We start from the raw sequence: 20,684 nt of genomic DNA on the forward strand, positions 1-20,684 counted from the left end.
GAACGGCCCGGTGCAGGACCAGTGGGTCCTGCACCGGGCCGTCGATCTCTCACGCCGGTCAGCGCGAGCACTGCCTGTCGATCATCTGACCGACAGGTCCTGGAACGTGGACAGCCCCAAGGTGCCCGGGACGTTGGCGTTGACGGCCGAGGAGAAGACGCCGACGTCGGACGTGGTGGACACGCCCTCGACCGTTGCGCTCCCGATCGGCTTCCACGTGCCGTCGTCGGCCTGGTAGGAGCCGGTCATCGTCGAGCCCGAGCGTTCGAGCCGCAGCGTCACCGGATACGTCGTTCGGCCCGCGGCCACCGATCTCTCCATGGTGCCGTTCCCGTCGCCGTCCCACAGGAACTGCATGCCGTTGGTCGGTGTGACCGCGACCGCCGCACCTCCGTGGGAGTCCTTCTCGGCGAGGTCGTTGCGCAGCATTACGCCGGCCTTGGCCCAGGGCCAGGTGTCCTCCTGGCCGGTGACCGTGACGGTCGCGACCGCGTCGGCGTCCGCGGCGTCCGCCTCGTAGATCGCGCCGAACTCGTCGGTGCCGGCGCCGATGTCCTTGCCGCCGGCGAGCACGGCAAACGTGTTGCCGGACTGGCCGAACCAGGCGGGGGTGCCGTGGGCGACGCCGCGGAACGGGTCGCTCACGGGCGCGAACGCCCGCACGTCAGCCTTCGCGGACACCGACCCGGTGGTCGAACCGCTCCAGCCGTAGCCCACCGTGACCTCGGCGGAGGCGCTGGCGACGGGATCGGTTCCGAGACCGTCGGGAGCCTTGACGGTCCAGGTCAGGGTGGCGGAGTCGCCGGGCTGGACGGACGGCGCCGGGTCGGTGCTGGTGGGGGTGGCGGTCCATCCCTCGGCGACCTCGATGCTGCCGGTGACGGCCTTGACTGGCTGGCAGCCGGTGTTGGTGAACGTCGCGGTGACCGTGGCAGCGCCGCCGGCGGAGACGTTGGCCGGGTCCGCGGCCACGGCGACGGTCGCCGTCGGGGCCGGGGCGTCTGGCGACGCGTCCGTGACGGTGACCTTGCGGGTCACCGGCTCTGCCTCACCCAGCCCGACCCCGATCGTGTGCTCACCCGGCGTGCAGATCTGCTGCGCGGACAGGTTGACGGGGATCACGCCCCCGCCGTTGCGGTCGAAGGAGATGATGCCGTCGGGGGTGGTGAAACCGATGCCGCGAGCGAACGACCGTGTGTCTCGGGAGACGGCCTTCCCGTCGACGAAGAGCACCACGTCGGGGTCGGGGAGGTACCCCGCCCCGCCGGTGTTCTCGACGACGGCCGAGACGTCGAAGGGTTCACCGACGGCGAGGGTGCGCTTGGACGGCTCGACCTCCGTGACGCCGGCCCTGATCGGGGAGGTCATGCGGTCGTAGTTCGCCTTGTAGTCCGCGACGGCGCGGCCGTAGCTGATTGCCGGTCCCGTCGTGTCCAGCGTCCACCTGATGTGGAGGTCGACCGGACCGGACAGGCGGGTCAGCCTGATGGTGTTGCCGACCACCTCAACGGTGCCCCGGGCGCCACGCGTGAGGGAGGCGGACGAGATCGTCGCGCCCTCCGGCACGCTCATGACGATCGGCGTGGTCCGGTTCGGAGGTTCGATGTGCGCCGTCGCGCCGTTCGCCCGTGTGCGCACCTCGTACGAGAGCCTGCCGAAGTCCGTGTTGCCGGTGAACGCCAACCGGTTGCCGGGCTTGGACCACTGCGGGTTCCAGGCGTTGGCGATGCGCAGCGACTTGTCGTCGCCCTCGTAGGCCATGACGTCGCGCAGCAGGTTGACGTACTTGCCCGCGAACTCGTTGTGCGGCTGGGACAGGTTGTTCGAGCCCCAGTCCCAGCGCTGGGCCGCGCTGAGGCCCTCGCCGGCCGAGTGGGTCGCCGTGGTGTGCACGAGAAGGTTGTAGATGCCCTTCAGCGTGGCATCCTGCTCACCGCGGCGCAGGGTCGTCTCCAGGACGGAGATGGGCGTGTAGGAGTGCAGCAGTCCCTCCACGCCGTTCATCGGGTAGGTGAACACGCCTTCGAAGGTCTTCTTCTTCCACTCCGTCAGGCTCGCCGTCACCCACGGGTCGTTCGGCCGGAGGAACCCGGTGGGATGGACGACCTCCAGGTTGCCCCAGTCGATGCCGTAGGTGTCGCCGTACCAACCGGTCCGGATCACCTCGCCGTCGAGACCTTCGATGGTCGGCGGGATCCAGCCGATCTCGTCGACGGCCGGCTCGAGCTTCTCCTTCAGGATGCCCACGTACTGGTCGGCGCGTGCGGACCACTGGTCCGCAGCCGCGGCGTCTCCCGCGAGCCGAGCGGTCTGTGCGGCTCCGCGTTCGCCTGCGATGTTCCAGAGGTCGTAGGTGAGCACGTGCCCGATCACGGCCTCGTTGTCGTCCATGACGGACTCGGGGAACAGGCCTCCGGAGTTCTCCCAGTCGTCCTGGCGCGTCTTCCACTCCCAGTCCATGGCGCGACGGACGGCAGGCAGGACCTCGTGGGCGAACTGGACGTCGCCGGTCCGCTCCAGGTACGTGCCGATCAGCGCCAGCGTCTGGCCGTGGCCGTCCATCTGTCCCTGCTGGGAGATGATGTGGCCCTCGGAGTCCTGGTAGAGGAGCATGTCGGTGATGCACTGCTTCGCCAGGTCGGTAAAGCCCGCGTTGAGGATGCCCTCGACGTTGAACGCCGCGTCGCGCAGGTAGAACTGGTCGTACAGGGTGGGGCTGCCGTCCCAGAAACAATGACCGTCGACGAGGTCCGCGGACATCAGCGACTGGACGATCGACGCGCGGTAGGTGTCGATCACCTTGTTCTCGGCGGCGTTGTCGGGCCCGACCGTGGGCAGCGTGAAGCGGGTGCTGGCCCGTTCGACGGTGGTGCGCCAGAAGTTCTCGGTCTTCTTGGCGTAGGCGGTGGAGTCCGCGTCCCGGATCGCTTCCAGATCCTTCTGCTGGCCGACCCAGTAGGGCACCTTCAGACGGATCGTGCGCGAGGCGCCCGGCTCGAGCGGCAGCGACCATGCAAGTCGGCCGTCGTCGTAGCTGGGCCCGTCCGATGCCGTGAGCAGGAGCTTGCCCTCGCCGCCCAGGGCGCCTGCAGCTGCGTCCCAGACCGGGTCCGCGGGCACGGCGGGACCGTCCTGCGGCTGCCCGCCCTGGCTCGTGCCCCCCTCGGCGACCGACGCGCCGAAGTGTGCGGTCGTCGCCTCACGGCCCGTGTTCCGCAGGGTGATGTCGACGAAGGTGATCATGTTCTCGGCCTGCACCCGCATGGACTTCCTGGGGAAGGCGTACTGCTGGTCGTAGGGCACGGTCGCGACGTCGGGCACCTTGGCCGCGAAAAACGAGATGTCGTGCTCGACCTGATCGCGGGTGAACGTCTGGTCCAGCATCGGCAGCCAGCCGTCGCGCCAGGTCTTGACCCGCTGGTTGACGGGCGTGTGCTGTTCGCCGGTGTCGAAGACGACCTTGCCGAACTGCGTCTGAAGGTTGCCCTCCGGCGTGACGACGGCCTCCTCCGGGCCGCCGTACACGCCGATGACGGCGTGCGGGCTCCGGTACCAGTCGAACGGTTCGTCGTCCTTGTCGTCGACCTTGGGGAGCGTTGCCTGTTGCTGAGCGTTGTCCATGACGCCGTACGGGCGGCGCAGGTAGTCGTTGAACGGGTTGCCGTACGGGCTGGTGGCGGCGTCGGTGCCGGTCGTTTCGTTCTCTGCCATGGCTTGAGGGGCGGCGGTCAGGCCGCCGGCGACAGTGAGCGCGACGAAGGCCGCCACGGCGGCGCTCCGTCTCGATGAAGGTGCTCTCACGGTGTTCTCCGTTCGATGGGAACAGGATCCGGACAGTCGATTGCTTGCTGGCTTCGAGGTGCAGAGCCTGGTCGAAGCCGCGGTGAGACGGCGGGTCCGATGCATGGCCGTCGCCAGCGGCGGGCTCGCAGGGTCGCGTGAGGTGGCCCCCGCGACGTCCGCGCCGACCGTCTCCGCGAGGCTGGCGAAGCGCCGCACACCAGCCGGTGCGCGCTCTGTGCCGCCGACGAGCACGGAGCGAGGGTGAACGACATGAGCACGATGCGTCCTCTCGGGTGGACGTCGGTGACTGGTCGGAGGGCTCGCGGTCCGCCAGATGGCCAGCGGGGCGAGGCTCGAGGACGAGATTTCGGCAGCCCTGGTTGCTCGGGGCGTGCGGCCGGCGAAGTGCTGGAGGCGGTGCGCTCCCGGCGCGCAACCGGGGGCCTTGTCGTTCGAGGGGCGACTCGTGGACCTCGGGCCATGGCTCCTCCTTGAGCCGTACGGGTCGTGAGTGATTGCAATGATCAACCATAAATTTGCAGTTGTCTAGACCTGTTGGTGTGCGCGCGGACCGATGGTCGGTCGGCGGTACGGCCGCGGAGCGAGCTCGAGGTCGCATGTCCGTCGATCCCGGTGTCGAACGGGGGCGATGCCACGTGGTGGTAGTGCCGGAGGCGGGTCGCGTCGACGCGGTCGACGGCGAGCTGCAGCACGAGGGCCGTGGTGATGGCGGCGACGCCGAGCAAGGCTTCCCACGGGATCCCGTCGGACGGCAGCCCCACGCCCATCCGGGGGGAAGGGGCGATGAGTCTTGCTGCGGTCCCTCACGGCGGGGAGGCGTGCCTCAGGCTTCGCCGCAGAAAGATGCGGCGTGATCGCGACAGCACGGACCGCGGCCCCGGCGACCGGTGCCGCTTCTGAGGCTTCGAACGGCTGACGACGCCAAATGGGTTCGGTGCGTCGTCTCCTGAGCTGGGCTCACGATCTTCAGCTGCGCGATCGACGTGCAGAGGCGCGCCGTCGATAGACTCAACGGGTGGTGTCGCCGACGACACATCGCAGATATCGACGTTCCCGTCGGGTTCCTGCCGTCCCGCCATGGCGGGGGATTGCCCGTCGCTCTGATTCCCCCACGGTTCCCCCGCAGGCCTATCGGTCGCGGTGAAGCTACAGGTCAGAGCATCGATGTCACATTCAACGTCTGAGCCACACTGGCTATGCCCACCTCGTCGTCAGGGGGTAGCCGATTCGAGGAAGGCCGCCATCGCGAGGATCCTCGCGAAACCATTTGGCTCGAACAGGCCGAGGCCGACGAATCCCACCCACCCGCGAACGTCGGCACGATGCGCCCCGGCACTTCCTGGACGACGCCGACCGCGGGCGCTGGCTCCAGGTTCTACATGAGTGGCTCGACAGGCAGACCGCGGTCGAGCTGCGGTCATCACGTGCTCGGCCCTGAAGCGGACCTACCGCGACGCCCTGCGCCGCCCGAATCTCGGCACAAGAGGTCACTTCATGCACCCAGCGCTGTTGCGCTCCCCATCGGCGGATCTAGAACCGCTTGAAGCCGACGAGGACGAAGTCATCGTCGTCAGTCCGCCGCCTCGGGCCGTCGCAGGGTGGTGCCGGCCCGATTGATCTCGGCCAACCATGCTGGAAGGCCTCAGGCCCCTACATCTTGGTAGAGCGTCGTCGAACAGCGCCGAACTTCTGTGTTCGCTGGGAAGGGTCGAGCGGCGGTCGGTAGTCGTCGGTGCGCTGGTAGATCCCGTCTTCTCTGATCTGCGCGGCTTCGGCATCATTGCCCTCGAGCTCTGCGATCCTCGCGAGATCCAGCCGGGCGGTCTCGTCGTACGGCGAGGCACTGAGTGCAATCTCGGCGGCTCGGCGTGCGGTGGGCAGGTCGCAGTCCTTCATGGAGCGGGTGGCGACGAGATGTGCGACGTCGACGATCGCGGCGGCGAACTCCTGGTCGAAGCGTTCGCCCTCGAACATCCAGGCCCAGGAGTCGGCGCGCAGGTCCGCGAACGGCTCGCCGCGCACCAGCCGGAGGGCGGCGACGAGGTCCGGCAGACCGTCGCCGCCGCGCGCCTGGGCTCGGGCACGCAACCGTCGGAACAAGTCGATGTCGAACAGCACACCTTGCAAGGAGTACCCGGTCCACCCGTTCTCGGTGCGCTCGCGGGTGCTCGGCGCAGTCGGAAGGTACTCCTCGCCCGTGCGTGGGTCGACGCCGAGGTATTTGCGCAGGTGGCTGATCTCGACGCGGGCGCGTTCGCGGGTGTAACCGAACTCGTCGGACAGCGTGGCGGATGGGACGCCGTGCGGGTGGGCCCACAGGTAGGTCATGAGCTCGATGTAGTGGTGCTTGCGCTCGGAGACCTCCTGGCTGACACCGTGAGCGGTGGCGCGGAGCGTGCCGAGCAGCATGACGCGCGAGACCGGGCACTCGTCGCCGAGGCGCCACAGCTCGAGGTCGGCGTCGAGGGTCGGGTCGGCGGCGAACACGTCGTCGGCGGTCGACGGCGGTACGGGCGGAGCAAGTGCGGCGACGTCCTGCTCGGTGGTGGCCGCGGCGTCGACGTAGGCCGCGGCAGGCTCAGGCAGCAGCGATGTCGGCCCGGCTTCCTCATCCGGTGCGGGACGCTCGTCGACCAGCGGCTCGCGCAGCGCGCCGGTCTGGTTGATGAACGCCCCGTATCCCTCGGTGATGGTGACGTCGACCGGCATGGGCACGTTCGCTCGGCTCTGGGTGGCGCGGACGATTTCGGCAACCGCCGCAGCCTCGGGCTCGCTCAGTCCGGGTACGCGGAGGTCGATGCCGAGCCTGGGGACCCGCAGGCGCTCGTCGTCGACCTCGATGATCGTCGCTGACTCCGTGGCCGCATCGGTGAGCGTGACGACGGCCGCGCCCGGCCGTGACTCGTGCGCTGCGATGACCTCGGAGAGCCGGGTGGAAGCCTCTGCCGGGGCGGCCCCCGAGGCGATGACCACGACGTGCAGCTCCTCGGGGTCGTCGTCGTCCGAGGCCAGCGCTGACCGGGTGGCTGCGTCGAAAGCGCGGGTGTCGCCGGCGGGGTAGGGGGTGAGGCGGAACTCGTCGAGGTCGGTCAATTCTTGGCCGAAACCGAGCGTGTGGACCTGGACCAGGGTGGACCACGGTGACAGGGCCAGCTCTGCGGCCAGGTGCCGGCCGAGCTTCTGTGTCGCCTGGGCCTCGCCGGCGACGCTGAGCACGCCGAACCGTTCGAGGTTGAGCAGCCACGCCGCGCCGGCGTCGTCGGCACCGATCGACACGAGCATCGGGTATGGCGCGACGACGTCGATGCATTCGAGCGTGGTGCCGAGGGGTGCGGTCCAGCGGGTGTCCGCGCCGGTCCACGGTTCGCCGAGGTCGGCGTCGTCGGCCAGGTGCAGGGTTGCCGTCTCGGCCGCCAGCTCGACGGCGAGCAGCGGGGGGTACTCGGATGGTTCGACGTACGAAGACGCCAGGGAGCGCAACAGGGCATCGAGTGCCTGGATCCGGGGCGCCACCGGGCCGCCCACCACCCGACTTCTGCGGTCGACGGGCACCGTCTCGGCGGGCTCGGGGGCGATGAGCATCCCGGGCGTGCGGAAGCGCAGCTGGGATCGGCGGTTGGCCCGTAGCCGGAGGAACAGGACGCCCGCGAGCAGGGATCCTGCGCCGGTGAGCGCCGGGATCAGCCAACCGGCCGACGCTGCTGGGGACGACGTCGCCGCTGTCTCCGGTGTTGGCGTGGTGCTCGGTGCCGGCGTGCCTGATGTCTCGGTTGCTCGTGGTCGCTCGGCTGGAGTCGGAGCCTGCTCGGCTGGGTTCGTGGCGCTTGTATGCGGGTTGGTGGCCGGTTCCGGTTCAGCAGGTCGGTTCGCGTTGGAGCGGGGGTGTTCCCGATCCGGAGATTCACCCTGCTTGTCAGTCGTGGCGGTCGCACCTTGCTGGGCGGCGCCTGTAGTTGGGATGGTGAGTCTCCATCCGGGCTGGATCAGGTCGGGGTCTATGAGCTTGGCGCCGTCGGGCTGTGCCGTGCTGGTCGAGGCGTTGAAGATCTCTGGGTAGCGGTTCGCGTCCCCGAGCTCGTCGAGTGCAATCTGGGACAGGGTGTCGCCGGGTTCCACGATGACGGTGGCCGAGTCGTCGTGCTGTGACGTGGACGTGACGTGGCCGTCGTCGGGCAGGAGCAGCGCCATGGGCGGGGTGATGAAGTCAGGGTCGTCGCCCAGGATGTCGCGGTTGAGCGCGGCGATCTCGGTGTAGCGGAGCGGGTCGCCAAGGTGCTTCTCGGCGATGCGCCACAGGGTGTCGCCCCTGGTGACCTGGTAGGCGACTGTGCCGGGCACGGTGCGGTCTGGCGGCGATGTCCGCACCGTGGCCGATGACTGGTAGGCGGCGGTGACGTTGGCCGAGTTTGTCGCCCGTGTGTCGGGGGCAGCCACGGTACGGCCGATCGCGCGCTCGGGTGCCGAGGTCCGGTTTGGGACGTCGAGCAGGGCCGGGATGTTCGTGACCTCGACCGCGACGGCACTGTCGGTGCTGGCGAGGCCTGGCGTGGCGGCCGCGGCCTCGCCGGGGGCGGCGATGAACAGGAGCGCTGCCCAGCCCACGAGGGTGCGCACTGCTGCCTGGGGGACTGCCAGGCCGTGCAGGTTCGGCGCGTGGATGCCGCGGGTCTGGGCGGCGGCCTCGAGCAGGATGAGGCCGGCTATGACAACCCATAGGAGCCAGGCGAGCGCGCCGATGGCGACCCACAGCAGGGTGCCGTCGTCGGGCGCGAGCAGGTTCGTCCAGATCGGGTGGGCCGCGATCTGCGTCGGGCTGAGCCCGACCGCGATCAGGGCGAGGGGGACACCGGCCACGAGGGCGAGGGCGCCAAGGGTGCCGGCTGCTCCGATGAGACGGGTGTGGGTGTGGCTCATCGCTCGGTGTCTCCCATCGTGCGGATCACGCGGGCGCTGGCTTCGCCGCTCACCGTGAGGCCGCCGATGCCGACGACCCCGATGAAGGTCGGGTGGTAGGTGCTGGTGACCTGGACGTGGACGGTGGTCCCGCCGGACACGGTGACCGATCCGGTGGCGCCGGAGGCCGCGAGGTAGTCCTGGGCGGCGGTGCGTGCTTTCCCGATGGCGATGGATGGATAGGCGCCTTGGACGGCGGTGGCGTCCAGCTGTTGTCCGCCGACGCGAGCGGCCTGGGCGGCGATGTCGCGAACTTGTTGCTGGGCGTGGACCTGCCCGGACAGATCGACCGCAAGCCCGACGATCAGGACCATGGCGAAGGCGGACAGGACGAGCCAGGTGCTGACTGACCCACGCTCGCCGTCGTGGCCGAGGCCCGGTGCGGACCGATGACCGATGAGTTTCATGGGTCAGCCCTCCAGGTGTCGACCGGGCTGGTCATGGTCGCAGTGACGGTGTGCGCGCCGGGGACGCCGGGCAGGGTGATGTCGGTGAGGTCGACGGTGCAGGTCACGGTCGCCGACACCGCGCCCGGGATACCGGCTGGATGCGAGAGCGCCGCGGTAACGAGGGTGATGTCGGCGCTCTCGCAGGACAGGCCGCGGGCGGTGAGACCGGTGGCCATGGCGCGGGCGGCGGCGTCGTTGGCCTCGCTGACGGTGCGCGCGAGACTTGCTGCCCGTGCAGCGTCGGCGGCGACCGCTTGGACGTCCTGGTGCGCGAGCGCGATGCGTCCGCCGGCGATGACGAGCGCGAGGAAGAGCGCGAACACCGGCGCCCCGATGACGGCCTCGATCGACGCTGACCCACGCTCGTCGCGCGGACGGAGGAACGAGTGCCCGGGAAACAGCCGATGTCGAATGCGGTGCGGGGTCATGGTGCGGTGAGCCGTTCGACGGGGACCGTCACTGTTCGCTGGATGACGGGTTGCCACAGGGGGATGACGGAGACGGACGCGCCTGAGACGGTGACGGTCGCGGTGGTCTGGTCGCGGGCGGCGTCGACGCTTACCTCGCGCAGGGCGCGGGTGCCGACGTCGGCGGCGAAGTCGGATGCCGCGGCCGCTCCCAAGGAGCTGGTGGCATTCAGGGCGGCGGCGGTGCGCGCGCCTTCAGCGGCAGCGGCGGTGGCGACAGACTGGGCGTAGAAGTACAGCGCGCCCTGCAGCCCGAGGAAGAGCAGCGTGAAGAGCGCGGGCAGCAGGACGACGAGTTCGATCGACGCCGAGCCTCGCTCACCGCCGGACGTGCTCGAGGGCCGATCCCGGATAGGCATCTTCGTCATCTGGATATGCCGTGCCTCAAGTGATCTTCCCGGCCTGAGTGGTCAGGAACGCTTTGATGGCGACGACTGCGAGGCCGACGAACGCGATGGCGGCCACGGCCCACACGACGTGCTCTATGGTCACCGAACCCCGCTCGGAGGAGTCGAGACGCGCATGGTCGGACTGCGGCTGGCCGGGCGGAATCAGGTAGGCCCTGACCAGGGCCAGGAGCGTGGTGAAGTGCAGCATGGTTCTGCTCCTTGCTTCAAAAACGCTGAGGAAACCGGCTGACAGGCAGGGATGGGATGGGTGGCTCCTTTCACGGGGTCAGGTGGGTTGCAGCATGCCGAGGAATGCGGGTGCAAGCAGGAGCGCCATGAATACGACCCCGAGGACGGAGCCGGGGATCGACATGCGCTCGCCGACCGCGTTCGCGGCGGCCAGTTCCTCGCCGAGCATGGCGTTGCGTACGGCGGCTGAGCGGGCGCGGAGGTTGGCGTAGACGGAGGCGCCTTCGGCGCCGGACAGTCGCATGATGTCGGCGAAGTCGGCGAGCTCGGGCAGTGTGAGCTCGTCGCCGAGTGAGCGCAGGGCGTCCCAGGGTGGGATGCCGGACCAGCGTGAGCGACGGAGCTCTTCGGCCAGGCGGGTGAAGACCCAGGAGGTGCCGACCTCGGCGGCGTTCTCCATGGCCTGCCGGGTGCCCGCGCCGTTGTGGCGTTCGGTGGCGACGAGGTCGACGTAGGCGGCCAATGCACGGCGGAACTCGGCCCGCGCTTTGGTGGCGTCATCGCGGGCGTTGTAGTCCGGGATGAAGAACATCACGGCGGCCACCGCGACCCCAGCCACGGCGGGGACGGCGATGGGAAGCTGCAGACCGAGGAGGGTGAACAGGGCGACGAGGAAGGGCGGGATCGCGAGCCCTAGGGCCGCGAAGATGAGTTTCTCGGCGTAGAACCGGGCCACTGGGATACGCAGTAGAGCGAGCTCCCGGCTCGGGGTGCGTACCCATAGAGCCGGCGGCAGGGCGCGCATGGCCCACAGGCCGAGGCGTTCCTTGCCAGTGGTGTCGGTGCCCGCGGTGGGCTGCATCCTCCGGTGGCGGGTGGGGGTCATCCGGTCGAACGCGTCGCCGAGGTCGACATGCGCGGGCAGGAACCGCGCAAGCACGGCCACGAGGGCTCCGGCGCCGACAGCGGTCATGGCCATGATCACTGCGAGGGTCGAGCTCATGGGTGGGCTCCTTCGCGGGTGTCCACGAGGATGCGGGGCCAGGGCTTGCCGGTGGCCATCCGTTTCATCCACACCAGGGTGGCGATGTAGGCGGTGAGCAGCACGACGAGGATGAGCTGGCCGACGGGGGTCGCGTAGGTCGCTGTGTAGGTGGACGCCAAGGACAGGACGACCAGGACGCTCGCGGAGATGATCGTGACCCAGCGGGCGGTGGCGCGGGGCTTGGCACGGTCGGCCTCGACCTGTCGGCGGGCTCGCACGTCGTCGGCGACGGACTCGGCCAGCCCCTCCAGGACGGAGGCGAGGCCGCTGCCGCGCTTGCGGGCGGCGAGGATGAGGTTGGCGGCGATGAGGTCACCGGTGGCGTCATCGAGATCGTCTGCAAACGCGCGCAAGGCGTCTTCGGTGTGCCACCGGGCGCGCAGCCGGGCCGTGAGGCGGTTGAGTGCAGGTTCGATGGGGCCCGGGGCCGACCGCATCGAGATGATGATCGCCTGCTCGAGGCCGATCCCGACGGTCAGGACTCCGGCCAGGGAGCGGGTCCATTCCTCCATCGCTTCGAGGCGGGCGATCTCCGCCTTCGCGCTGCGAGTGGACATCAGGGTCGGCAGGCCCAGGACCGCGACGGGCACGATCAACAGGGCGAGCACCCACCCGGTGGCCCACCACGCCAGCAGGCCGCCGCCCAGCCCGGCGGCGAGCAGGATCCGGGTCCGCCGATCGACGTGCACCCGCGATGTCGCCGGTCGCGGCGGTGCGGGTGGTCGTGGAATCAGCCCAAGGATGCTCAGGAAGAGCCCTGCGCCGATCAGGGCACCGAGGACGACGACGAGCGGGAGCATCAGCGGGCCTCCCCATTCGGGGTGGTGTGCCCGTTCTGGTTGGCGAAGTAGCCGGCGAGGTCGAACCCGTAGGCGGCCAGGTCGCGGTAGTCGTCGGGCAGGACCGCCGGCCTGGCCAGCGCCAGCTGGCCGCGCGGGCCTACCGGGCCCTGCGACGCGGTCGGCCTGGTCGAGGTGAAGACGTCGGTGGTGGCGTACCCGGTCTCGTGCTCGCCGGGGGCGACCGCGACGATCTCGGCGACCCGTCGGCGGCGGACGGACCGGGTTGCGGCAGGCCGGCCCGAACCGGCTGTGCCCTCCCCGGGTGGGGCGGTGATGGGCTCGGTCGTCATGTCGAGGTGGACGATCAGGTCGATCGTGGCGGCGAGCTTGGAGGTGGCGAGCTCGTGGGTGACGTGCCGGCCGGCTTCCATGGCGCAGGTGACGAGCTTGCGGATCGCGGCGACGGCGCCGGAGGCGTGGGTGGTGGAGATGGAGCCGGTGCCGGACTCCATGGCCTTGATCATGGCCCAGATCTCTCGGCCGCGGACCTCCCCGACGATCTGGCGCGAGAGGTTGAACCGGAAGGAGTCGACGAGGGCCTCGTCCAGGGTGAACTCCCCGGCCCGGTGCCCGTCGGGGCCGAGCTCGCCGGTGCCGGGCCGGGCTTCCCAGGCGCGCACGACCCGGTGGCGTTCACGTAGCTCGTGCAGGTGCAGCTCGTACTCGGTCTCGAACGTGCCGATGGCCTCCCACGGGTCGATCTCGGCGCACAGGGCGCGCACCAGGGTGGTCTTGCCGGCACCCTGGGCGCCGGAGACCACGATCGAGCGGCGTGCCCGTACCGCGGCGGCGAGGAAGGATGCGGCGACCGGGGTGAGCATGTCCAGGGCGACGAGGTCGTCGAGGGTGACCTCGACCAGGCGGTGGCGCCGGATGGTGACCTGCGGACGCGGGCACACCCAGGCGCTGGCCGCGAGCCGCGCCCCGCCGTCCAAGCGCAGGTGCAGGGTCGGGTGCGACTCGGAGAACTCGCGGGCATTGACCTCGGAGCGGGACGCGAGGAACACGAGGAACTCCACGAGGTCCTCGTCGGAGTCGGCGACCGCCGGCGCCTGGGTCAGGGTTCCGTCGGCGAGCTCGAGCAGCACGGCGTCGGCGCCGGTGATCATGATGTTCTCGACCCGGTCGTCGTCGACGAGCGGTTGAAGGCGCCCGAGGCGGAACAGGGCGTCGAAGACCCGCTTGGCGAGCTGATGCTGCTGGGGCAGGCTCCAAGCGGGCAGGCCGGCGTCGACGCGGTCGGCGAGGGTCGCCTCGACCAGGTCGAGGATGATCGTACGGCCCAGCTCCTCCTGCGCGGACCGGGTCAGGTGGTCGTGCTCACTGACCGCCTGGGACAGCTGCTGGGAGGCGCGTGCCCGCAGCTGTGCGACCAGGCCCCAGTCATCCGGAGTCTGCTCGCCTGTCACGGTGGTGGCGCCTTGCCGGGGGTTGTCAAGGGTGGTCATGGGGTGCCGCCGGCGGTGACGTCGTGGGTGAGATCCTCGCGGTGGCGGGCGATCGCTCCGGTGATGGCTGCTGCCGCGGCCTGCAGGCTGCGCGAGAGCGGACCGGTAGTAAACCTTCTGGGCGGGCGAGCGCCGCGGTGGTACACCTTGGCGGCCTCCTCGTCGTCGGCGATCGTCGTCACGACGGGCAGGCCGAGCACCTTGGTGATCTCCTGTCGCCGGTAGGGCTGGCCCTCGCCGATCACGAGCAGTCCAGGTTGGCGCCATGAGCTGTCCCGGGCGCGCAAGTCGTCGGCCCAGGTCCGCGCGCCCGCCAGAGCGGGCAACGTGGACCGGGTGACCAGGAGCGTCAGGTCCGCCCACGACAGCAGAGGTTCGGGGGACCCAATCAGTCCGAGGCGTCCTGCGTCGACGATGACGTCCTGGCCGCCGCGCTCGAGGTCGGCCAATGCCTCGACCAGCGGCGTCCACAGGTCGCGCAACCCGGCAGCCTGCCCGTGTGTTTGCGTGCCGACGAGGTAGCTCACCGGTGAGCCTGCCGTTGCGCGGGTGGTGGGATCGAGGGACCGCACGACGTCGCGCAGTGCGTCCGGCATCGGCAGCGGGGAGGACGCGAGCTCGAGCAGCCCGGTCTCGTACTCGCTGGCTCCTTGCAGGTATCCGGCCAGCAGCCCGTTGCTCCCAGACGGATCGGCCTCGACGATCAAGACCGGGCGGGGCCAGACCATGGCCAGGCCGACGGCAGTGGTCGTCACGCCGGGGGAGCCGGAGGCTGAGCACAGGGTGATGACGGACATCTCATTCACCGTTCCCGGGTGTCGAGGACCAGGTAGAAGTTCCCGGCCGCGATCCGAGCCGCCAGGACCGGCCCGTCGGCTTCGGGCACCAGGAGGGAGACCACGGTGCCGCCGGTCTCGGGAGAGACGTCGACGCCGGCGACCTCGGCGGGGGTGAATGTCGGGTTGCCCACGGCTTCTTGACCGGCCGGACCGGTGAGGACGACCTTGACCCGGTCCCCGGCCTGCAGGTCCAGCCCGGCGGCGAGCTCGGCCGGCAGGGCTGCAGGCACCAGGGAGGATCCGTCCGCCGGCAGCGTCTCGGTCTCGAGCATCGCATCGGTCAGGAGACTGCCGGTCACCATGTCGGTCGCGGCACGCTGACCGACGACGTCGTCGGCGCGGTCGGCAGCCAGGGGAGTGATCGCGGGGTCGAGGTTGATGCGCGCGGTGCGCAGGTCTGTGGCGTCGATGACCTCCCCGCGCGGAACGTCACTCGCAGCGACCAGGACCTCGACCCGGTCGTTGGCGCGCATCCACATCCACCCCACCAGCAGACTGGAGACCAGGGCGACCACCAGGCCGATGGCGATCACGGTGGGCCGGCGGCGCAGCTTGGGTGGCGGGCCCAAGGCCGGAGCCGGGTCCTGGTTCGCTGTGTCGCGGGTGATGGTGTTGGTCATCGTCGACCCCTCTTGCCTGCCCCGTTGGACGAGGCGCCTTTCGGTGGTGCGTGTCAGTTGGTCACGAGTACCTGTGCCTCTCCGACGGCGATCTGCACGCTCTCGCTCAGCCCGTCCATGTGGATCGTGCCGGTCTGTCCGGCGCCTTCCCAGGTGACGACCCAGTCCGAGGTCGCGGTGACCGTGAACTTCCCGGCGGGTCGTTGGTCGCTGGTCGTGGTGTAGGTGTGTCCGCAGTCCGGCGACGGCTCGGTGCCGTAGCTGGTGTCGTAGGTGGTGCCCGGGCCGTCGCAGGTCACGGTGTTGCCGTCGCCCATGTTCCAGCTGATCGTTTGCACCCGGGCGGTGGCGGTGACGGTGATGCCGCCGGCGGATGCGGACGCCGTGGTCGGCCCGAGATTGCTCGGACCTGGATGGGAGGCCCACATCCAGACCGGCATCCCGACGATGCCGACCGAGCCGTCGCCCGGCTTGGGGGCGATGCCGATCGTGATGGCGTGCAGGTCCATCTCGTCCACGGCCATCTGCGCGACCTGACGTGGGGACGGGCCCGCGCCGGACGCGTCCGGGGGAGCGGCGAGCCACATGTACACGTCGATGTCGATCGGCAGCGGTTGGTGGCAGCCGTAGACCGCGCCGTCGTCGCGGGGAGAGTGGCCCTGCCACGCCGGGTCGTCGGGGCCGGGTTGAGGATCCAGCACCCGGATGTAGCACTGGTGCGCGTTCGACCAGTACCCCAGGTCGCTCTTGCACGGCACCGGGCCCGCCTTCACCGCGGTGAAGCCCTGCTTCGACGGGTCGAAGTAGCACGGCGATCCCGACCCGGAATCCTTCGCCCCGACCTTGCCGTCGGGGTCCCTCGTGGAGCCCGAGACCGGCTGGGCGTTCTCGTCCTGGCGAGGTGGGACGACGACCGTAACAAGACACCGGCCGGTGCTTGGGTCCTTGCGCTCGCACGTCGGTGCCCCAGCGTGTGCTGGGGCCGTGGGCGGCAGGACCGCCGTGATGGAGGCGATCACGAAGACGAGGACCTGGGTCAGGATTCGGGGTCGCATGGTGCTTGCTCGAGATCCACGCTCGTGGAGACCCGCCACCCGTCGTCGGGGTCGGTGTCCCAGGAGTAGTTGCTCACGGTGTGGCGGACCCGCCCGGTGTCTGCGCGGTCGGCGGCGACGACCGACGTCCCGTCGGAGTCGACGACGTCGACGTCGGACACGTCGTAGCAGACGTCGACCTGGACTGTGGGCACGACGCCGGCGTCAGGGTCGGAGTTGTCGAGGTTGACAGACCCGACGTCGACCTCGACGAGCCTCGTCTCGCCGGTCTGCCGGTAGCCGTCGCGGCGGTCGCGCTTGATCTGCTGCTCCCAGACGCTCAGGTCCTTGCTGATGGCCACGGACTCGAGCTGCGACAGGGGCTCATCGGGGTCGGCACGTGTCTGGTCGAGGACCTGGTAGTACTCGTGGACCAGACCCGCTGCGTTCTGTGCGGCGACCTCGGAGTCGGAGATCGGCGAGGGCGACGGCTCCGACGTGGGCGTGCTTGCCGCCGACGTCGTGGTCGGGGTGGGTATGGGGGAGGCCTCGGTGCTTGGGGTGCATGCGGCAAGGACGGCTAGCAGCAGTACTGCTGTCGTCGGCGTCCCAGCTCGTCCCCAGTGGCGCATTCTTGCGAGGCCCTTCGCCGAGCACCGCACCCCTTCGGGCGGTACATGCACGACGTCACCGCGACCAGCGCGGGTGAAGAAGTACTTGCCCAGGTATGCCATCACTCTCCTTGCCCTGCAATCCGAACGGTGTCCTGCCGTCCGCTCTGGAACACCAGTGGCCGGCGTCGGAACGTAGGTGTGCGGGCGGCGTCGCCGGCGCAGGAGGCCGGTCCCGTACGCACCGATCCGTGGTCCCGACGCCTCTGGCACCCGAGGCGGGTCGAGCCGCACACCTGGGCGATGTGACCGTCTCGATGCGCGTGTTCTCGGCCGGCAAGGGCTACGGCTACCTGCTGCGCTCGGTCGTGCAGACGGACGGCGACGCGACCCAGGCGACGGCGTTCACGCGCTACTTCACCGAGGCAGGGACACCGCCGGGAGTGTGGATGGGAAAGGGCGTCGCCTACTTCGGCCACGGCGAGCTGCGTCCCGGGATGGCGGTCACTCGCGCACAGCTCCAGACCCTCCTGGGGCGCGGCAGCGATCCCGTGAGCGGAGCGAACCTCGGTCAGCCGTTCCGGGAGTACCCGACCGTCGCCGAGCGCACCACCGCTCGAACCGCGCGAGTGGACCGGACGCTGCCCACCGAGGAGTTCGACGCCGAGGTCATCCGCGTCCAGGCCGAGGAGGCCGCCCGGGGCCCGCAGACCGCGACCGCAGGGTTCGACCTGACGTTCTCGGTGCCGAAGTCGGTCTCCGTGTTGTGGGGCGTGGCCGACGCCAACACCCAGGAACTGATCGTCGAGGCGCACCACGCCGCCGTCGCGCAGGTACTCGAGTTCTTCGAGCGTGAGGTCGCCGCGACGCGGGTCGGGCACGCCGGCACCGCGCGGATGCCCGTCGTCGGGATCGCCGCCACGGCCTACGACCACTGGGACTCGCGCGCCAACGACCCACACCTGCACACGCACGTCGTCGTGTCGAACAAGGTCCTGACCGCCCACGACGGGAGATGGCGCACCCTGGACTCCAAGGCCGTCCACCACGCCATCGTCGCGTTGTCCGAATACCACAACGCCGTCCTTGCCGACCGGCTCACCGGCACCTTCGGTCTGTCGTGGGAGCGGCGCGAACGCGACGGCCGCAACCCGCAATGGGAGATCGACGGCGTCGGCGAAGACCTTGTGCGCGAGTTCTCCTCCCGCGCCCGGGACATCGACGTCGCCACCGACGCCAAGATCGACGACTACGAGCGCGAGCACGGCCACCGTCCGTCGGACAGGCAGATCGTGCGCATGCGGGCGGACGCCACACTCGACACGCGACCCGACAAGACGATCCACGCTCTGTCCGACCTGACCGACGACTGGCGCCGGCGTACCCGCGCCATCCTGCGCGGCGACGCCACCGAGCGGGCGCGCCGGCTCATCACAAGGACGACGCCGGCGCAGGCACTCACCCGCGAATCGGTACCGATGCTCATGATCGACCAGGTCGCCGCTCAGGTGGTCGACGCAGTGGCAGAGAAGCGGTCGACATGGCGGCACTGGAACCTGTGGGCCGAAGCCTCCCGCCGCACGATGGGATGGCGCTTCGAGACCGTCGAGGACCGCGAAGCCGTCGTCGCACTCATCACCGAGGCCGCCACCCGCCAGTCCGTCCCCCTCACCCCCGGCGAGATCGCCTCCACCCCGGCCACGATGCGCCGCGACGACGGCACCAGCACCCTGCGCCCCCGCCACTCGACGTACTTCTCCAGCCAGCACGTGCTCGCGACCGAGGACCGCCTGCTGGCGCTCGCGGACGACCGCGACGCACGCCTCGTCGTCCCAAGCGGGAGTCTTGAGGCGGTCCCCGGAAGCCGCGTGGACGGCGTCGTGGTCGACGCCGAGCAGTCCACGGCGCTCGCGCAGGTCCTCATCTCGGGCCGGAAGCTGGACCTCTTGGTGGGTCCGGCGGGCACGGGCAAGTCCACCGCGATGGCCGCGCTGCTTCGTGCCTGGACGGTGCAGCACGGCGCCGGGTCGGTGGTCGGGATGGCGCCGTCGGCCGCCGCCGCTCAGGTGCTCGCCGAGGATCTCGGCATCGCGTGCGACAACACGGCCAAGTGGATATACGACCACCGTCGCGGCCGGGCGGAGTTTCGCGCTGGCCAGCTCGTCATCCTCGACGAGGCCACCCTTGCCTCGACCCGCACGCTCGACGTCATCGCGACACATGCCGCGGAGGCGGGCGCGAAGGTCGTCCTGGTCGGCGACCCCGCCCAGTTGCAGTCCGTCGATGCCGGGGGAGCGTTCTCCATGCTCGTCACCGCCCGCGACGGCGAGGTGCCAAGCCTGGTTGAGGTACGCCGGTTCGTTCACGCCTGGGAGAAGGTCGCTTCCCTGGCCCTGCGGGACGGCGACGTGACCGCGATCGACGCGTACGAGAGCCATGGCCGCCTCTACGAGGGGACCACCGAGGCGATGATCGACACCGCCTACGAGGCCTGGCAGGTGGACCTGCGCGCGGGGCGCTCCACGATCCTCGTCACCGAGGCCGCGGAGTCCGTGCGACAGCTGAACGAACGTGCCCGCGCCGAACGCATACGGTCCGGCGTCACGTCGGCGGAGCGAGAGGTAGCGTTGCGGGACGAGGAGCGCGCTTCGGCCGGCGACGTCGTGATCACGCGCCGCAACCATCGTCGGCTGCGCACGGACGACGGAAGCTGGGTTCGCAACGGTGATCGCTGGACCGTTACACATGTCGGCCGGGACGGGACTCTCGAGGTCCGCCGCACCGGGGGCACTGGGAGGACCGTCGCGCTGCCCGCCGAGTACGTCGCCCGGCACGTCGACCTCGGGTACGCGGTCACAGCGCACCGCGCCCAGGGTCTGACCGTCGACACAGCGCACGTCGTCGTGTCGCCGTCGACCACCCGCGAGAACCTGTACGTCTCGATGACCCGCGGCCGCCGCTCCAACACCGCGTATGTCGCTCTGGACAAGCCCGATCCGCTGCACGACATCCCGATCGATGACGACGTCTCCGCCCGCACGGTCCTGTTCGGGGTGCTCAACCACTCCGGTCTCGAGCTGTCCGCGCACGAGACCACCGCCGCCGAGCAGGAGCGGTGGACCGGCATCGCGCAGGTGGCGGCCGAGTACGAGACCATCGCCACCGCCGCGCAGCGGGACCGCTGGACCGCCCTCGTCACGGAGTCTCTCGTTCGTGCGGGCGGGTTTACGCCGGCCGAGGCCGGGCAGGTCATCGAGTCCGAGGCGTTCGCCGTCCTCATGGCAGAACTCCGCCGGGCCGAGGCCAACCGCCACGACGTCGCGGCCCTGCTGCCACGCCTGGTCGCCCAGCGCAGCCTGCTCGACGCCGACGACGTCGCCTCCGCCCTGTCCGCACGCCTCGCCCGCGCCGCCGGACGACCCGCCCGCGGAACGTCGCCGGACCTTGTCGCCGGGTTCATCCCCGCCGCCTCCGGGCCGCTGCCGACCGACACCGCCCGGGCCCTGGCCGAACGCCGCGAGCTGATCGAGACGCGCGCCCGCACCCTCGCCGAGGCAGCCGTCCGCGACCGCGCCCCGTGGGTGCGTCGCGTCGGCGACCGGCCCGCGGGCGCCGGTGACGGCGAGCAGTGGCTGGTCGAACTGAGCGTGATCGCCGCCTACCGCGACCGGTACGGCGTCACCGGGAACGCGCCGCTCGGCGCCTCGACGCGGACCGTCGTCCAGGAACGCGACCGCCGTCGGGCAGCCGAGGCGCTGCGCCGCGCCGAGGCGCTCACCCAGACCCGCGTGGGGGGTTCGAACGGCGCGCACGCGTACGGGCGCACCCTCTAGCGTCCGCCTGCCATCGCTCGGAACCAGACCCATGGGACCCAGCGTGCGCGGACGTCCCCGGCACCGAAACCCCTGGTCAGCAACCTGTGGACAGGGCCGCGCCTTCGGTCGCCCTCACGGCAGGAACGACGGCGATCCGCAGGACCCAGAGCGCCTTGTCC

Annotated in this window: 15 protein-coding genes; 1 reads left to right on the top strand and 14 read right to left on the bottom strand. The window is 70.3% G+C overall.

Features of this window, described 5'->3' with window-relative positions; genetic code table 11:
- Positions 1 to 81: 81 nt before the first annotated feature.
- From ACFWDO_RS07250 to ACFWDO_RS07315, 14 genes are all read right to left on the bottom strand, one after another.
- Entirely contained in the window at positions 82 to 3,711 is a 3,630-nt protein-coding gene (locus ACFWDO_RS07250; protein WP_380320291.1) for an NEW3 domain-containing protein, read from the bottom strand.
- A gap of 596 nt (positions 3,712 to 4,307) precedes the next feature.
- Entirely contained in the window at positions 4,308 to 4,565 is a 258-nt protein-coding gene (locus tag ACFWDO_RS07255; protein ID WP_380320294.1) for a hypothetical protein, read from the bottom strand.
- Positions 4,566 to 5,454: 889 nt separating this feature from the next.
- Positions 5,455 to 8,718: a LysM peptidoglycan-binding domain-containing protein gene (locus ACFWDO_RS07260; RefSeq protein WP_380320297.1), complete on the bottom strand. Its 3,264-nt coding sequence runs from the start codon at positions 8,716 to 8,718 to the stop codon at positions 5,455 to 5,457.
- A complete protein-coding gene (locus tag ACFWDO_RS07265; RefSeq protein ID WP_380320300.1) occupies positions 8,715 to 9,164 on the bottom strand; it encodes a TadE/TadG family type IV pilus assembly protein in 450 nt (149 codons plus the stop codon). Before ACFWDO_RS07265 ends, ACFWDO_RS07260 begins: the two co-directional genes overlap by 4 nt.
- Positions 9,161 to 9,634, bottom strand: a complete 474-nt coding sequence (locus ACFWDO_RS07270) for a TadE/TadG family type IV pilus assembly protein (protein WP_380320303.1) — start codon at positions 9,632 to 9,634, stop codon at positions 9,161 to 9,163. The genes ACFWDO_RS07265 and ACFWDO_RS07270 overlap by 4 nt, the downstream gene beginning before the upstream one ends.
- The gene (locus tag ACFWDO_RS07275; RefSeq protein ID WP_380320306.1) at positions 9,631 to 10,041 is read right to left on the bottom strand and encodes a TadE family protein; all 411 of its coding nucleotides are present in this window, start codon (positions 10,039 to 10,041) and stop codon (positions 9,631 to 9,633) included. The genes ACFWDO_RS07270 and ACFWDO_RS07275 overlap by 4 nt, the downstream gene beginning before the upstream one ends.
- A 16-nt stretch (positions 10,042 to 10,057) precedes the next feature.
- Positions 10,058 to 10,270 (bottom strand): hypothetical protein, encoded by a 213-nt coding sequence (locus ACFWDO_RS07280; protein WP_380320309.1) that lies wholly within the window; start codon positions 10,268 to 10,270, stop codon positions 10,058 to 10,060.
- 78 nt (positions 10,271 to 10,348) lie between these two features.
- Positions 10,349 to 11,254, bottom strand: coding sequence for a type II secretion system F family protein (locus ACFWDO_RS07285; RefSeq protein WP_380320312.1), 906 nt, complete (start codon positions 11,252 to 11,254; stop codon positions 10,349 to 10,351).
- On the bottom strand, positions 11,251 to 11,985 hold the full coding sequence (locus tag ACFWDO_RS07290; protein ID WP_380320315.1) for a type II secretion system F family protein: 735 nt from the start codon (positions 11,983 to 11,985) through the stop codon (positions 11,251 to 11,253). The genes ACFWDO_RS07285 and ACFWDO_RS07290 overlap by 4 nt, the downstream gene beginning before the upstream one ends.
- A gap of 110 nt (positions 11,986 to 12,095) precedes the next feature.
- Positions 12,096 to 13,586, bottom strand: a complete 1,491-nt coding sequence (locus tag ACFWDO_RS07295) for a CpaF family protein (protein ID WP_380346870.1) — start codon at positions 13,584 to 13,586, stop codon at positions 12,096 to 12,098.
- Entirely contained in the window at positions 13,583 to 14,383 is an 801-nt protein-coding gene (locus ACFWDO_RS07300) for a hypothetical protein (RefSeq protein WP_380320321.1), read from the bottom strand. The genes ACFWDO_RS07295 and ACFWDO_RS07300 overlap by 4 nt, the downstream gene beginning before the upstream one ends.
- Positions 14,384 to 14,388: 5 nt before the next feature.
- On the bottom strand, positions 14,389 to 15,045 hold the full coding sequence (locus ACFWDO_RS07305) for an SAF domain-containing protein (protein WP_380320324.1): 657 nt from the start codon (positions 15,043 to 15,045) through the stop codon (positions 14,389 to 14,391).
- Between the two features lie 53 nt (positions 15,046 to 15,098).
- The gene (locus ACFWDO_RS07310; RefSeq protein WP_380320327.1) at positions 15,099 to 16,100 is read right to left on the bottom strand and encodes a hypothetical protein; all 1,002 of its coding nucleotides are present in this window, start codon (positions 16,098 to 16,100) and stop codon (positions 15,099 to 15,101) included.
- Positions 16,082 to 16,813, bottom strand: coding sequence for a hypothetical protein (locus tag ACFWDO_RS07315; RefSeq protein ID WP_380320330.1), 732 nt, complete (start codon positions 16,811 to 16,813; stop codon positions 16,082 to 16,084). The genes ACFWDO_RS07310 and ACFWDO_RS07315 overlap by 19 nt, the downstream gene beginning before the upstream one ends.
- Positions 16,814 to 17,007: 194 nt before the next feature.
- On the opposite strand from ACFWDO_RS07315, the gene mobF reads away from it, so the two are divergent.
- Positions 17,008 to 20,523, top strand: coding sequence for a MobF family relaxase (gene mobF / locus ACFWDO_RS07320; protein ID WP_380320333.1), 3,516 nt, complete (start codon positions 17,008 to 17,010; stop codon positions 20,521 to 20,523).
- The last annotated feature ends 161 nt before the right edge of the window (positions 20,524 to 20,684 follow it).

The sequence above is a fragment of the Isoptericola sp. NPDC060185 genome (assembly GCF_042728595.1).
Lineage (GTDB): Bacteria > Actinomycetota > Actinomycetes > Actinomycetales > Cellulomonadaceae > Isoptericola.